This window comes from Bradyrhizobium sp. LB14.3 (genome assembly GCF_040547985.1).
Lineage (GTDB): Bacteria > Pseudomonadota > Alphaproteobacteria > Rhizobiales > Xanthobacteraceae > Bradyrhizobium.
The window spans coordinates 112,756-126,193 of record NZ_JBEPQT010000010.1 but is presented as its reverse complement, the minus strand read 5'-3'; the positions used below and the strand labels follow the sequence as shown (position 1 = coordinate 126,193).

Below are 13,438 nucleotides of genomic sequence, written 5' to 3'. Positions count from 1 at the left end.
TCTTCCTTAAGCGGCGTACAACAGGCCGGACATTTCGTTGACCGCGTCGCGGAGCTTATCCGGACCACCGAAGCGGCGAGCGATTTCACTGGGATTGCCGAACCCGGCCAGCGGCGGCACCTTCAAAATACCCGGCAGGGCGAACTGCGCAGCGCCATGCTCGGCGTATTTCTCGAGCAGCGCCTCCAATACGGTTCGCGCATCGCCGCCATACCGGTCAAAAAAATCGGTGCGGTCGCGCTTGAGCCGTTCGGCGCGCTCACGTCGCGTGCGGAGCGGCGCGTTCCAGGCGAGATGGCAAAGGAGATCGAACGGATCATCCTCCGGCCGTCCGGCTTCTTCGGCCAAGCTCTCAAGGTCGATGCCCCGTTCAGCGAGTGCCTCGACGATCGCGTGGCGCTTGTCGGCGAGCATCCAGTCGGCGCGGAAGCTTGCCGCGGTCGGATAGAGCGTGCGGACCTTTTCGCCGGTCCAGTCCGTCAGCTTCTTGCAGGTCAGGCGTTTGCCGTCCGTATCGAGCTCGTAGACCAGATGCGCGACCACTTCGACCGTGCCGCCATCGACGTAGAGCTTACGCGATTCTCCGGGCTCCTCGTCGGGTGGAAGACCACCGTCGGTTTCCGTCTCGATCTCGTCCGGCGCCTCGGGCGCTGGATTTTCCTCTTCTTGGGTGGTGACGATCTCACCCTCAGCGTCGATCTCCGTGATCGTCTCTGCGGTCGGCTCACCGTCGAAGTCCGGATCGGCGAATTTTTCGGTCGCGGTGCCGGTGTAGTCGAGGATGTTGAAGAACAGCTTGCCGTAGTCTTCGCGCAGCCGTGTCCCGCGACCGATGATCTGCTTAAACTCCGTCATCGAGCCGACCACGCGCGCCAGCACGACGTTCTTGCAGGTCGGCGCGTCGACACCTGTGGTGAGAAGCTGAGACGTCGTCAGAATCACTGGGACCTTCGTCTCGACGTCCTGGAAACGGCTGAGCTTGCCCTTGCCGATGTCGCCCTCGTCGGCCGTCACGCGGCAGGCATAGTCCGGATACTCCGCAACGATGTCGGCGCTAAGATTGGCAAGGGCCCGACGCATCTCGCTTGCATGCTCCTGATCCACGCAGAAAACGATCGTCTTCGCGAAGCGATCGGTCTGCGCGAGAAAATGCGTGAGGTGGCGCGCGATCGCTTCGGTGCGTGCGCGCAGCGCGACGACGCGCTCGAAATCCTTGGTGTGGTACTCATCGTCGGGAATTTCGCGCCCGAAGCGGTCGAGTTCGCCCTTCGTTGGTCTCCACCCCGCCGCATCATAGTCCGTGACGACCCGGTGTACGCGATAGGGCGCCAGGAAGCCGTCCGCTATGCCTTGGGCCAAGGAATAGGTGTAAAGCGGCGCGCCGAAGTAGGTATAGGTGTCCCGATTGTCTTCCCTCAGCGGCGTCGCCGTCATGCCGAGCTGATAGGCCGGCTCGAAATAGTTCAGAATGTCTCGCCAATTGCTGTCGTCGCGCGCGCTGCCGCGGTGGCACTCATCGATGATGATCAGGTCGAAAAAGTCCGGTGCATATTCCCGATACAGGCCCGGTCGGCGTTCGTCGCTGGCGATGGCTTGGTAGATGGAAAAATAGATGTCGCGGCCGTGGCTGATTTCGCCATTCTCGATCTTGAATCGGGCGTCGCCGAAGGGCGCAAAAGTCTTGGCCATCGGGTCGTCGACGAGAATGTTGCGGTCGGCGAGGAATAGGATTTTGGGTTTGCGGAAGTCCCCGCGCTTGTTCCACCCGGCCGTCCACAGCCGCCACGCGATCTGGAACGCTACCGCGGTTTTTCCCGCTCCCGTGCATAGAGTGAGGAGCGCCCGCCGCTGGCCCGTCAGAACAACCTGAAGCGCGCGATTGACTGCGATCTCTTGGTAGTAGCGCAGCGGCCTTGCAGGATCGGGAAACCCCGGCGCGAGCAGGCGCTCGGCGGCCGCGTCATCCGTCAGACCGAGACCGGCCCGTTGTCGACCCCACAGCTCAGCGGGCGTCGGAAAATCAGTCCGCAGGGTTTCCAGGCCGGTGAGAAAGTCGAATTCGAGAATTTCCGCCCCATTGGTGGCGTACGCGAATTTCAGGCCGAGAATTTCTGCGTAGTCCTTGGCCTGCTGCAAGCCATCGGCGGCGGATTTGTACGCAGCCTTCGCCTCGACGACAGCGATCGGGTAGTCGGCGCGGTAGCGCAGGATGTAGTCGGCACGCTTTTGCCGGCCGCGCTTCGCCTTGCCACCGATGAAGATCACGCGACCATCGGTGAAGGTCCGTTGCTCGTTGATGGCGTGGGGCGCACCCTCCCAACCTGCCGTCTGCAGGCGGGGAACAACGAATTTTCGACAGGTATCCGCTTCAGTATTCACCTGGTTTCCCCACGTGACCGCTTCGCTCGTCTCGTACGTGGCGCCAGCGACTTGTCGCCCGATTTCCAAGCTTTGACGTTCTGTGCTTTCCACCGCAGCGCCGGACTGGCTTCCATCGAGGCGCGCACGTTCTCCGGCACGTCCAGAGAAGACACATCGATCTCACCCCGATCGAGCACGCCATCCAGAAATGCCCTCTCCCCCGCCGTGAACTGAAACAGCGGCGTGAGCTTCTCCCGGCATTCTGCCGTGACGTTCTCGATCCAGGCCGCCGGACCGCCAAAGGCATCGAAATACCGGTCGTGCAGGCACATGGTCAGCTTGCCGCTGATGTCGCCGACCTCGCATCCGATCTCGTCTGGCGAGGCCGTGCGCCAGTCGAAGCTCTTGGCGCTCGCGCCGATCATCAAGGTGCCCGCCTTGATCTTCGCCCAGTCGAGACCCGGCATGGCGACGATCCGGTGCGCATCGAACAGATCACGCGCCGTGCGTCGCGTGACCAGCGCGACCATCTTGCCGGCGACGATCTCGTGGATATCGAGAACCGGCACGTTCGTGGCTCGGTAGGATCCGATTATCGCTGAGGACATGCGGTTCACACCGTAGAGAGGGCCGCGGTAGAGATAGTTGATATCGATCTCGATGGTCCCCGCCCCACCGAGCGCGGAGGCATAACGGTAGATCCATTTTCCGCCGGCGTGTTCGGACGGCTCACGACGCGCGGCATAGCCCTTCGATTCCATCAGCCGCTCGATCCGGTCCTCGAGTCCCGGCCGATCAACATCCATCTGCTCTTTCTCGATCGCGCCGACATAGTTGACGTCGATATCGACCGAGAGGCGGTCCAGATCGGAATGGAAAACGTTGAGCGCCGTGCCGCCCTTCAAGGCGATCCGTGGCCCGATCAGCGTGTCTGCGCCAAACGCATCGAGAATGTCGATCAGCCGGATCACCCGCTCCAGCGTTGCGGGCTGAAGCTGCCGCTCGGCCGCGATGTCTTGAAGTGTTTCCCGCGACGCGGCCATCAGACGCCTTCAAAGGCGGCGTCGACCGCCTGCGTAGGGAGAAGCACGCGCCACGACTCGACTAACGCGGCATGACCAGGTTCAGCGCCCAGCGCATAGTGTTTCGATCGCGGAAGCCGTGCCCGCAGGCGCGCCAGGACGTCGTCGGCGACGCCGAGCGCGACGCGCCGCCTCTCGAGCCACCAGCCGGAAACGGAGGCGAGCGACCGATTGTCCAGCAGTTCGACATAGTCGGCGACCTTCGCCGGATCGAGATAGCGCACCAAGTCCAGCGACTTCAGGACTTCCTCGGCGCCGCCAGCGAGTTCCGGCCGGTGCAAGACGTCGACGACCGTGCGTTCGACCGCGGTCACACGGACCGTCACCCCTTGCCGATCCATGGTCGTGGTCAGGTAGTCGGCCTTGCCGGCCGCCGCCAACGCCTTCGGCGGCGTGACGAAGCGGCAGGCGCCAAACGGCAGATCCACCCGTTCGGTCCGTCCGGCGCTAACGAGCTGGACTTCGTTGAACTCGGAATAGGCTACGCCGTGCAGCTCAAGGGCTGAGTGAAACCCCAGGACGCCATCGGGACGGAGCTTGCTCGCCGCGGCGAAGCGGTCGATCACCATCCGCTCCGCCGGCAGATGAGCGGGCACCGCGGCAAACACCTCGCGACTGACGCGCTTGATGTTGCCGGCTCGCAGATGATGCCGAAGCAGGCTCGTAACGTTGGCTCCGCCCGCCGGGTGGCCGAAGGCCGCCGCGAACTCCGCCCGGGTGAACACCGGATGAGCCGACAGGAAACTGGCCGTTTTGTGCTGGCGAGGTTGCATAGTGGGTCTGTGATTTTGCGTCAAAGTGGGCAGTAAATAGCCATTATGGCGCAGATTTGTCAACAGAGTCTTCTCGGCGAACAAAAGCCGGGTACTGTCCTATCAGTCGCAAAAAATGCGCCACATGGGGTACGAAATGTCCCTTCCAACGCATTTTCCAGGACAACGCGCCCCCTACGCGTCATCAAACCTGTGGCCTCGACATAGGCCCCGAATACGCAAGTCTGAGGGGAAGGCCTTCCCCTGCGGCCGAGCCCAGGGTCTCTGCCGACCCCTTCTGCGGGACACCCCGCAACGCCCCGAGAGTGAGAGGGCTGCGGCTGTCCCCGTGACGGGTTGAGGGTCGAGAGAGAGGCTCCCGGCCGGCCCGTCATGGAGATTCTGCCATGACCCAGACAAGCACCATCGCCGATCACGACGCCTTCGGCGCGCCGCCGGTTTCAGCCGGTTATAAAGTCGACATCTCGCGCGGCGAACGGATCGGGCGGGTGTCGTCCGAATGGTTCTCGCGGCCCGACGACGAGCGCTACCTGTCGCTCAGCGCCCTCTACGCCGCTGTCCGCGCACCGCGATCATCGCGCTGTATGAGGAAGGCGATCGGATCTTCCTGATCGGTTTCAGCCGGGGCGCCTACACGGTCCGATCGGTTGCAGGGGTCATGACCTATTGCGGCGTCCCGCGCCATATGCCCGATGGCTCGCCCTTGCGCCGCGATCCAAAGAGCATCCACAAGCTGGCCGAACATGCGGTCAAGGATGTCTATCAATTCTGTCCATCCTACTCGCGCAAGATTCTTGGATACCGGCGGTCCTGCTGGAGACTCGAGATGCAATCGCTACACAATTTAGACGGCAGTAGGGCAGTACAACCACCGTCAACGGCGCCGAGCACGCGAACGTTTTTCCCTTCTTCATCGGCGTGTTCGATACTGTCGCCGCCCTCGGCCACAAATATCTGGGCGCGGCGCTCGTGACCGCCGGCATTGCGCTACTGATCGGGTTGCACTGGCTCGGTGGCTTCCTTCAGCCGGTCTTTCCATGGGCCGGATGGGTGGCCTGGATTCTGAGCTACCTCGGCATCCCCCACAGCGCTGATTGCTTTTCTCATGAACTATCTGAAGATCGCGCCATCACTCGTAGCGCGGCAGTTTCCGAATCTCGCGCAGGGCTGGGCCTGAGATCCCCATAGGCGCGCGCCTCGTTGGCTCGGCGCTTGTCCCGAGATGATGTTCTGGATGCGCTCGTCAATTCCGACGTCCATTGCCACGCGCTGACGACGCCGCCGCTCGAGCTGAGACAGCAACAAGTGGACCGCCGATTCCTTCAACTAGCGCCGGCCGGTCTACCATAGGAGTTTTGAAAACAGTTGGGTGCGCTCGCGGCAACGTGTCCCAGATCACCCGTCGCAGCCGAAAAGCAGCGCTGATGATTTGGCCCACTGGTCTCAAAGCGGCGAATCGACGAAACGATCAGGCAGAGCAACTTAGAACGCGGCAGCAGCGAAGAGCCTTACTCGTCCGTCCGCCCCTTCCATTCGCGGTACTGCCTAATAAACGCGGGACATGCCGAAGCCAGTCGGTCAGGATCGATACGACCCGACCGACTTATGTACCGAAATGCGAACTCCCAGGGAGGGAGTTGCATGTTTTCATCGAAACGCTCGTACCAACCGGCGCTCTTGACTGCAGCATCGAGTAGCTTCTGCACAATCGGCTTTCTTTGCGTCTCGAAGAGGGCCAACGCAGCCGGGATATCGCCATCGGTGGAGGCGATCGCACTAACAAGCGCCTGCACATCTTCCAGCGCAAGGCGGGTGCCCGACCCGATCGAGTAGTGGGCTGTCCGAAGCGCATCGCCCACCAGAACCATGTTCTTGTAGGACCAGCGCTCGTTGGTGATCTTCGGAAACTGCCGCCAGATCGATCGGTTCGAAATCACCTCAGCCCCATCGAGCACATCAGCGAACATTTTTTCGCACAGCGAGCGGGACTCTTCCACGGACAGCTTGGCCAGACCACGCCGTTCGAAGTTTGCGGCGGTTGTTTCTACCAGAAAGGTACTTTGGCTTGGCGAGTAGCGATAGTGATGCGCATTGAACGGCCCCTCGCCTGTCATCTTGAAAGTCTGCGTCAGGGCGTCGAACGGACGCGAAGCGCCAAACCAGGCGAACCAATTCGTCAGCGTCTCGATCCTGGTACCGAATTCCACCTCGTGCCTGGTGCGCACCAATGAATTCACGCCGTCCGCGGCCACGATCAGGTCGGCATCGCCGAATTCGGCCAGATCAGTAACGGCCTTTCCGAATATCGGAGACAGTCCGGCCTGCCGGACCTTCTCGTTCAGAATACGCAATAGAACAATGCGTCCCATCGCCGTAAACCCGATGCCATCAATCCGGATCCGCTCTCCCCCGATCCGGATTTCGATGTCGTCCCAGGATTCGAGGCCGGCGGAGATCGCCTGCACCAGCTCGGAATCGTCATCGGCCAGGAACTGCAGCCCTTGAGCAGACAACACGACCCCGAAGCCGAACGTGACGTCCTGAGGGTTCTGCTCAAGTACGAGAATGTCGGCCGAAGGAAGCAGGCGCTTGAGCCTATAAGCGACATACACGCCAGCCGGGCCGGCCCCAAGGATACGTATCTTGCGGACGCGGCTGCGACATACGGCCTACTCCCCGGCTTCGGGTTCTTTGTGAGAGTTCAAAATGACGAGCACTTCGCTCGGCAATGGAGCCTTGCGACGCCCGTCGTCCCCGTGGATCGCCCAAACGCGGCTATCGAGCACTTCCGCAAACGAACGTCCTTCTTCCGAATAGACGTGCCGGACGGCGAAGGACATCTTTCCTATCCGCTCGACCACTATCCGATGATCGACGATCGCATGAAGATGCGGCGCATCGAAAAATCGCATGTTGAACTCCACGCACGGAATGCCTTCGATTCCCCCGTCGCTCAATTTACGATTCGGCGGATACCCGAACGGGACGGCGCGCCAGCTAAACCAGACCGAAGCGATCTTCAGCTCTCTCCGTTCCGCCTCTCCTCTTCGCGCGAAACCGCTCGGGCCGATCAGCCGCATCCGTCATTACTCTCGGGAAGATCGGACCCGCAGGTTACCCACTAAGAGAATGCTCGAGGAAGAAGCGCAGCATTTCCCTCGTCGCATCCGGCCCCTGAGCATCGGTATAGGACCCTGCGGGACTGCCGCCCGACCACGCGTGTCCGGCGCCGTCGACGTTCCAGTGTTCGGACATCGCCCGACCGCCCCCGTCGATCAGAATGGTGCGAGTATAGCCATGGCCGTCGGGTACGCGTCCGCGAAGCACCTTCCTCGTCGGTCTCGTCGCTCCGGCCGACTGCTCGATGATCTGATCGCCATTCTTTGGATGGACCGTCGTGTCGCGATCGCCATGGAAAACGATGGTCGGCACAGAAGTTTTGCCGTTGGTAATTGCCTTGGACTCGCCTCCCTGCCGCATGGCGGCGAACGCAGAGGGAAGATCGCTCGCGGCGCCGCACGCCAAGCCCGAATGAACACCGACGGCAGCGTAAAGGTCGGGATACGTCGCGCCCATGATGGCGGCGGCGGCCCCGCCGGCCGACAAGCCTGCGACGTAGACGCGCTTCGGATCGATCGCATGGTCCCGCATGACCTGGCGGGTGATGCCGGCGATCATAGACGGCTCGCCTCCGCCGCGGCGCTGGTCGCCCGTCCGAAACCAGTTCCAGCACTTCGACTGATTGGCTCCGCTCGGCTGTTCGGGATAGACGACGAAGCAATTCCGCTCCTCTGCCATGAAGTTCATCCGGGTGCCGGCGGCGAAATCGTCCGGCGACTGGGTGCAACCATGGAGCATGACGATCAGGGGGAGCTGTTTTCCCTGAGAGCGGTTGGGGATGAACAGCTTGTAAGTCCGGCTTCCAGCTGCGTTGCTGAAGGTACCGGCGATGAATTGGGTGTTCTCGGGCACGATATCCGACGTTGACGGCGGAGCGCGACCGATCGAACCTTGCAGGCCGAACCCAGAAAACTTCCTCGTGCCCTCGAGCGACGCGGTGCGTTTGCGTCCTTGAACAGGGCGAGGCTGCGTCGGCCGGCTTTCCCTCCTCTCAACGACGTCGGCCTTGGCATCGATGGTTGGCGGCTCGAGCCGCGCGAGCGGAGCCTGAGCGTCGCTGCGAGACGTCGGTGCTGGGGCGCTGCCGCCCTGAAGCATGCGCTGCAGGAGTGCGGTGGCTTCGACCAGTTGGCCGGCACGGGTGAGGCGCGTGGCTTCGCGGACCATGTCTTGATTCAGCATCGTTCACCTCGTTCTGTCGGCGAGAGCGGCCTTGACCGCGGGAGTGGCGTGAAGCGCCCCAAGCACCGACACCGACACGATGGTGGCGCGGGCCAACTCGGGAGTGACGTCCTGCGCGATGGTGGCCAAGCCCAAGACGTTGATCTGCAGCATCTCGCCGGCGCGCCGCGCCGCTTCGAGATCTTCGCGGGTGTAACTGCGCAGACCGAGGTCCAGGCTCTTCCGGGCCGTGGAGTGCCTCACGACGTCTGCATGACGTTCGAGCTGGTTCCGGATGGCGGTCCGGATGAAATCGGTCCGATTGGAATAGAACCCCTCCTGCACCATGAGATCGACGTGACCGAGATCGACATAGCCAAGGTTGATCGTGATCTTCTCGGTGTCGGAAGTTTTGGGTCGCAGCTCGCGCAGATTATCGGCCATGCAACATCCTTTCACCATCCAGTTGGATGGCCATAGGATGCTAAATGGATGCTTTATGGCCTAGTTCAAGGGGGGCGGCTGGCCCCTGGAGCTGTAAGCGCCGACCTGAGCAGAGTCGTCGGGGGATCACTTCACGCGGTCGACGAATTCCACCGGTGTGCCCTTGGAGAGCCGTTCCGCGACACGCTCGGCATCCCAATTCGTGAGCCGGACGCAGCCGTGCGATTCCGACTTGGAAACTTTTCCCGGGAACGGCGTGCCGTGGATCCCGTAACCGTCGCCGGAGAGATTGATCCACATCGAGCCGACCGGATTGTTCGGGCCCGGCCTGATGGTGAACGGCTTGCGGGAGTGAACGCCCTTGAAATGGTAAGCCGGATTGTAGCGGTAGGTCGGATTGTGATCGATCTCCGTCACCTTCAAGGTGCCGGAGGGGGATGGTTTCTCCTCACTGCCGATCGTCGCGGGGTAGAATCCTATCAGCGCGTTCGACTTGTCGAACAGCTTGACCGTCTGCCGGCTCTTGTTGACTTCGACCTTGGCCGCCTTCTCTGAAGTCTGCTCGGCTCCGGAGTCGATCACGACGATGGCCTCGCCGGCGCGGTCGAAGTGCCTTCCCGGATTCAGGGCGGACAGCAGATCCTCGCTCATGTGAAACTTCTCGGCCAAGCCTTCGCGCGGGCTGCCGTAGGACAGCTTCGGAATGTCCTTCATGTCCTCCATCTTCGCAGGCAGCTTCTTGAGGAACGGCCCTGCGACGTCCTCCTCCGCTATGGTGTAGTTCATCGTCACCGGGCGGTTATCCGCAGCAAGTTTTGCCCAAACATCGGCGTTGAGGTCGTCGGAGACCGGCAATTGCTGCGCCTCTTCGAAGGCCCGCAGTGCCTTCTTCGCGTTCTCCCCGAACCTTCCGTCGATCTCTCCTGGCGAGAAGTGCGCCCGGTCAAGCAGGACCTGCAACCGGACCCCCGCCGAGGTCGGCTTCTCGTTGGACAGGGTCTTCTTCGAGGGCTCAGCCGCGTCGATCGCGGCAGGCTTCATTTCGGCGGCAAGCGCGGAGCTCGTGACGCCCGCCAGCACAAGACCGATGACGATGCATCCGAACGACACATGCCGGCCTGGCTTGCGGTGGCGCTGGTGGATCACTTCCGGTCCGCAGGCGCCTGTGCATTCGCCTTGTTGTTGGCGTCGGCCTTGTTCGCTTCGTGATGACCGACGGCGCAGCCGGCCGCAGCGCCGAGCTTGCCGTGTCCCGCCATGTGCCCGGCAACGCCGCCGACGATGGCCCCCTTGATGCAGCCCTTGGCGTCCGCGCCGGGTGCGAAAGCCAGCGAAATGGCGGCCACGCAAGCCGCTGCCAAAATCAATCTCATGAGCGTTCTCCCATCGTGAAAGTTAAGGATGCAACGGACTGGAACGCGCTCCGTTCCGTGCGCAGCGCAAGATGATCGACAGCGGGCCGGCGAGCGCCGACTAGCACCTCTCCGAACCTGCGAACGCGTTTGGCCAGCCGGGTCGCACTAGTCCATGATCTTCGCAACCGGAAGCCGCCAGCCACGCTTCATTGCCATGACGCGCAGCGAGAAGCATGAAATCAGCGCCACCGCCGTCACCGGCGCGACTGGCAACTGCAACATGTGCCCAACCACCACGATGGCCGCGGCCGCAAGCGCCGCGACCGCATATAGCTCTGCACGGAGCACAGTAGGAATCTCGGCGAGCAGCACGTCGCGCACCATCCCGCCGCCGATCCCGGTGACCATGCCGAGCACTATGGCCATCAGCGGGTTCAGCCCGTGGGCCATTGCCTTCGATGCGCCGGTGACGGCGAAAAGCGCAAGACCTGCGGCGTCGAAGATGAGGACCGCGTTCGACATCCGCACGATCAAGGAAGAGAAGAAGAACGTGATGACACCAGCGAAGAGCGATACGCCGAGGTAGCGCCAGTCGGCGATAGCGCCGGGAGGAACGACGCCGATCAGGAGATCCCGGGTGATGCCGCCCGAATTGGCCGCCGCGAACGACAGTACCAGAATGCCGAACAAGTCCAATTTTCGCTTGACCCCCGCCAGCGCCCCGCTAAGCGCGAAGACAAAGGTGCCGGCCAGATCAAGCACAAGCGGAAGCGCTTGCATGATGCCGCTTTCCGGCACTATGCCGGCAACCAGGCGCGAGCCGCGACCACCAGCGCCTCCACGCCGGTTTGCAGGGTGGGGTGAAGAACAGGTGCGAATTTCGGACTGTGGTTCACCGGCAGTTCGGTGAGCTTGTTCGCTGCTTTCGCCTTGGCGTAGGTCTCCGGATCGGTACCGCCGACAAACCAGAAAACCGATGGCACGTGCCATTCGGTCCCGAACGACCCGAAGTCCTCGCTCGCAGGCGCGGGTCCGGTTGCCCTTACCCGCTCGGTGCCGAAATGACGCCGGAATGCGCCCACCACGCGTTCGCTTGCATCCCGGTCGTTCACGTTGAGAGGATAGTGGTCCAGCGAGGTGATCTCCGGTTTGCGGGGGGCGCCGGAGGCCCCCGCCTCGGCATTGACGATCCGCTCGATGGCAGCCAGGACGCGCGTCCTTACTCCGGCATCGAAAGTCCGTACGTTCAGCTTGATGATGGCCTCGTCCGGAATGACGTTTTCTTTCGTCCCCGCCTGCAGGACGCCGATAGTCACGACTGCTGCTTCCGCAGCGGCGATCTCGCGCGAAACGATGGTCTGCAGCCGCAGCACGGTGGCCGCCGCCATCACCACCGGATCGATGCTCGCCTGCGGCATCGACCCGTGCGCGCCGCGACCGAACAGGCGAATTTGCAAGCTGTCGGCGGCGGAGGTGATCGCGCCTGCACGTCCGGCAACGGTGCCCGACGGCCCAACCATGACATGCTGCCCAAGGATTACATCTGGTTTCGCGAAACGCTTGAACAGGCCGTCGTCGATCATGGCCTGCGCGCCTTCCGCCGTCTCTTCGGCGGGCTGAAAGACCGCCATGATCGTCCCGCGCCAGGTGGTTCGGGCCTCGGCGAGCAATTGGGTGGCGCCTACAAGCCAGGTTACATGCATGTCGTGACCGCACATATGACTGACGGGGACGGTGTTTCCGTCGCGATCTTTGGCCGTGATCTTGCTGGCGTAGGCAAGCCCGGTTGCTTCCTCGACGGGCAGTGCGTCCATGTCCGCGCGCAGCATGACCGTCGGTCCCTCGCCGTTCCGTAGCAAGCCGACCACGCCGGTTTTGCCGACGCCCGCCGTGACTTCGAAGCCCGCGGCGCGAAGTCGGTCGGCCGCCAAGGTCGCCGTGCGGATCTCCTGCATCGACAACTCGGGATGCGAATGCACATCCTTGTAGAGTTCGGCCAGGTCGGGAAGCATTGCGCCAAGGTTGCCTAGTGCGGGATCGGACATGGGCCACTCCATCGCAGGACTTGAAGCAAAGGAAGCTTTTCCCTTTTTCACAATCCGGCGCAAGCAGATCGAGCCGGAATAGCGCTGGCTTGCAGAGGGCCCCTAAGCCTGTTTGGAGGTGTTAGCGGACACCCACGCGGCATAGGACTGCATGAAGCCCTGAAGGAATTTACGCGTTTCCTCGTTGACCAGCTTTCCGTCCGCGTCGAACAGTCTGTCGGCGCCGCCGATATAAGCTTCCGGTTGCGGCATCGCGGGCACGTCGAGAAATACCAACGACTGTCTCAGATGATGGTTGGCGCCGAAGCCGCCGATGCCGCCCGGCGAGGCGCTGACGACAGCGCCAGGCTTGCCGCTCCAGGCACTCTTGCCGTAGGGCCGCGATCCCACATCCAGGGCGTTCTTCAACGCGGCAGGCACCGAGCGATTGTACTCGGGGGTGACAAAAAGGACGGAATCCGCCGCCCGTACACGCTCGCGGAACGCCGTCCATTCCGCTGGCGGATCGTCATCGCCGTCCTGATTGTAGAGCGGCAGTTGGCCGATCTCGACGATGCCCAGCTTCAGTCCGGCTGGCGCCAGTTCAGCCAGCGCATTGGCCACCATGCGATTGATCGAAGCCTTCCTGAGGCTACCGACGATCACGGCGACGTCGCGGGGCTGATCCATGCGGTTCCCTTTCGATGTTTTTGAAATCGACTCCGACCTAACCCCGCAAAAGACCAATGGCTCCTCGGTCGGGAGCGGCTACACGATCCGATCGGGCAACAACGGCGCGACGGACGGACCCGAAAAACGTAAGCCGACTTCCGTCCCGTGCCGGCCGCGGACTTCTTCGCGACTTCCTTCGCAGGCTCATCCCCGAGATTCATCCGGCGACGGCCGCCGCGCCCTGGGAATTCGGAGGAAGAGCCTCTTGACTCTCATGAACGAAACGGGAACATAAAAGCATGAAAGCTGCTCCGGATCGGACTATTCCCGCCGTCGACGATTTCGATGCCGCCGCCGACCCAAGCGACAGCGGGCTTGCGGCGGCGATGCCCGGAAAACCGTGAAGGCCCTATTGGTCGCGAACGAGTTTCTGGAGGTGCAGCTCG

At 62.5% G+C, this 13,438-nt stretch carries 13 protein-coding genes and 1 pseudogene; 2 read left to right on the top strand and 12 right to left on the bottom strand.

The annotated features are described in order from the left end of the window. Positions 1-6 precede the first annotated feature (6 nt). From hsdR to ABIB00_RS20115, 3 genes are all read right to left on the bottom strand, one after another. Positions 7-2,379 carry an EcoAI/FtnUII family type I restriction enzme subunit R gene (gene hsdR, locus ABIB00_RS20125; protein WP_354105646.1) on the bottom strand — a complete coding sequence of 791 codons (2,373 nt, stop codon included), beginning with the start codon at positions 2,377-2,379 and terminating at the stop codon, positions 7-9. After that, complete coding sequence (locus tag ABIB00_RS20120; protein ID WP_354105561.1) at positions 2,376-3,332, bottom strand: nucleotidyl transferase AbiEii/AbiGii toxin family protein; 957 nt, start codon at positions 3,330-3,332, stop codon at positions 2,376-2,378. The genes hsdR and ABIB00_RS20120 overlap by 4 nt, the downstream gene beginning before the upstream one ends. Before the next feature lie 71 nt (positions 3,333-3,403). Continuing rightward, on the bottom strand, positions 3,404-4,279 hold the full coding sequence (locus ABIB00_RS20115) for a type IV toxin-antitoxin system AbiEi family antitoxin domain-containing protein (protein WP_354105560.1): 876 nt from the start codon (positions 4,277-4,279) through the stop codon (positions 3,404-3,406). Between the two features lie 323 nt (positions 4,280-4,602). Here ABIB00_RS20115 and ABIB00_RS20110 point away from each other — a divergent pair. Both ABIB00_RS20110 and ABIB00_RS20105 read left to right on the top strand, forming a co-directional pair. After that, positions 4,603-4,824, top strand: a pseudogene (locus ABIB00_RS20110) (DUF932 domain-containing protein); the annotation flags it as partial. Then, positions 4,716-5,189 carry a phospholipase effector Tle1 domain-containing protein gene (locus tag ABIB00_RS20105; protein WP_354105559.1) on the top strand — a complete coding sequence of 158 codons (474 nt, stop codon included), beginning with the start codon at positions 4,716-4,718 and terminating at the stop codon, positions 5,187-5,189. The pseudogene ABIB00_RS20110 and the gene ABIB00_RS20105, both read left to right, overlap by 109 nt. Positions 5,190-5,724: 535 nt before the next feature. On the opposite strand, the gene ABIB00_RS20100 is transcribed toward ABIB00_RS20105, so the two are convergent. From ABIB00_RS20100 to ABIB00_RS20060, 9 genes are all read right to left on the bottom strand, one after another. Continuing rightward, positions 5,725-6,828 carry an FAD-dependent monooxygenase gene (locus ABIB00_RS20100; RefSeq protein ID WP_354105558.1) on the bottom strand — a complete coding sequence of 368 codons (1,104 nt, stop codon included), beginning with the start codon at positions 6,826-6,828 and terminating at the stop codon, positions 5,725-5,727. Between the two features lie 57 nt (positions 6,829-6,885). After that, positions 6,886-7,296: a hypothetical protein gene (locus tag ABIB00_RS20095; protein WP_354105557.1), complete on the bottom strand. Its 411-nt coding sequence runs from the start codon at positions 7,294-7,296 to the stop codon at positions 6,886-6,888. A gap of 34 nt (positions 7,297-7,330) precedes the next feature. Further along, positions 7,331-8,518 (bottom strand): extracellular catalytic domain type 1 short-chain-length polyhydroxyalkanoate depolymerase, encoded by a 1,188-nt coding sequence (locus ABIB00_RS20090; protein WP_354105556.1) that lies wholly within the window; start codon positions 8,516-8,518, stop codon positions 7,331-7,333. A 3-nt stretch (positions 8,519-8,521) separates the two neighbouring features. Beyond that, positions 8,522-8,941 carry a ribbon-helix-helix domain-containing protein gene (locus ABIB00_RS20085; protein WP_354105555.1) on the bottom strand — a complete coding sequence of 140 codons (420 nt, stop codon included), beginning with the start codon at positions 8,939-8,941 and terminating at the stop codon, positions 8,522-8,524. A 126-nt stretch (positions 8,942-9,067) separates the two neighbouring features. After that, positions 9,068-9,982 carry a L,D-transpeptidase family protein gene (locus tag ABIB00_RS20080; RefSeq protein WP_354105645.1) on the bottom strand — a complete coding sequence of 305 codons (915 nt, stop codon included), beginning with the start codon at positions 9,980-9,982 and terminating at the stop codon, positions 9,068-9,070. 101 nt (positions 9,983-10,083) lie between these two features. Next, positions 10,084-10,314, bottom strand: a complete 231-nt coding sequence (locus ABIB00_RS20075; RefSeq protein ID WP_247564498.1) for a hypothetical protein — start codon at positions 10,312-10,314, stop codon at positions 10,084-10,086. A 147-nt stretch (positions 10,315-10,461) separates the two neighbouring features. Beyond that, entirely contained in the window at positions 10,462-11,076 is a 615-nt protein-coding gene (locus tag ABIB00_RS20070) for a trimeric intracellular cation channel family protein (protein WP_247484032.1), read from the bottom strand. A 17-nt stretch (positions 11,077-11,093) separates the two neighbouring features. After that, positions 11,094-12,341, bottom strand: coding sequence for a M20 family metallopeptidase (locus ABIB00_RS20065; protein WP_354105554.1), 1,248 nt, complete (start codon positions 12,339-12,341; stop codon positions 11,094-11,096). 102 nt (positions 12,342-12,443) lie between these two features. Then, complete coding sequence (locus ABIB00_RS20060; RefSeq protein ID WP_247282226.1) at positions 12,444-13,010, bottom strand: NADPH-dependent FMN reductase; 567 nt, start codon at positions 13,008-13,010, stop codon at positions 12,444-12,446. Between the last annotated feature and the right edge of the window lie 428 nt (positions 13,011-13,438).

Bases quoted from the DNA above. Each gene is read 5' to 3' on its own strand.
- ABIB00_RS20080 (WP_354105645.1), bottom strand. From the start codon at position 9,982: ATGAAGCCTGCCGCGATCGACGCGGCTGAGCCCTCGAAGAAGACCCTG.
- ABIB00_RS20095 (WP_354105557.1), bottom strand. From the start codon at position 7,296: ATGCGGCTGATCGGCCCGAGCGGTTTCGCGCGAAGAGGAGAGGCGGAA.
- ABIB00_RS20060 (WP_247282226.1), bottom strand. From the start codon at position 13,010: ATGGATCAGCCCCGCGACGTCGCCGTGATCGTCGGTAGCCTCAGGAAG.
- ABIB00_RS20105 (WP_354105559.1), top strand. From the start codon at position 4,716: ATGGTTCTCGCGGCCCGACGACGAGCGCTACCTGTCGCTCAGCGCCCT.
- ABIB00_RS20075 (WP_247564498.1), bottom strand. From the start codon at position 10,314: ATGAGATTGATTTTGGCAGCGGCTTGCGTGGCCGCCATTTCGCTGGCT.
- ABIB00_RS20085 (WP_354105555.1), bottom strand. From the start codon at position 8,941: ATGGCCGATAATCTGCGCGAGCTGCGACCCAAAACTTCCGACACCGAG.
- ABIB00_RS20070 (WP_247484032.1), bottom strand. From the start codon at position 11,076: ATGCAAGCGCTTCCGCTTGTGCTTGATCTGGCCGGCACCTTTGTCTTC.
- ABIB00_RS20090 (WP_354105556.1), bottom strand. From the start codon at position 8,518: ATGCTGAATCAAGACATGGTCCGCGAAGCCACGCGCCTCACCCGTGCC.
- ABIB00_RS20065 (WP_354105554.1), bottom strand. From the start codon at position 12,341: ATGTCCGATCCCGCACTAGGCAACCTTGGCGCAATGCTTCCCGACCTG.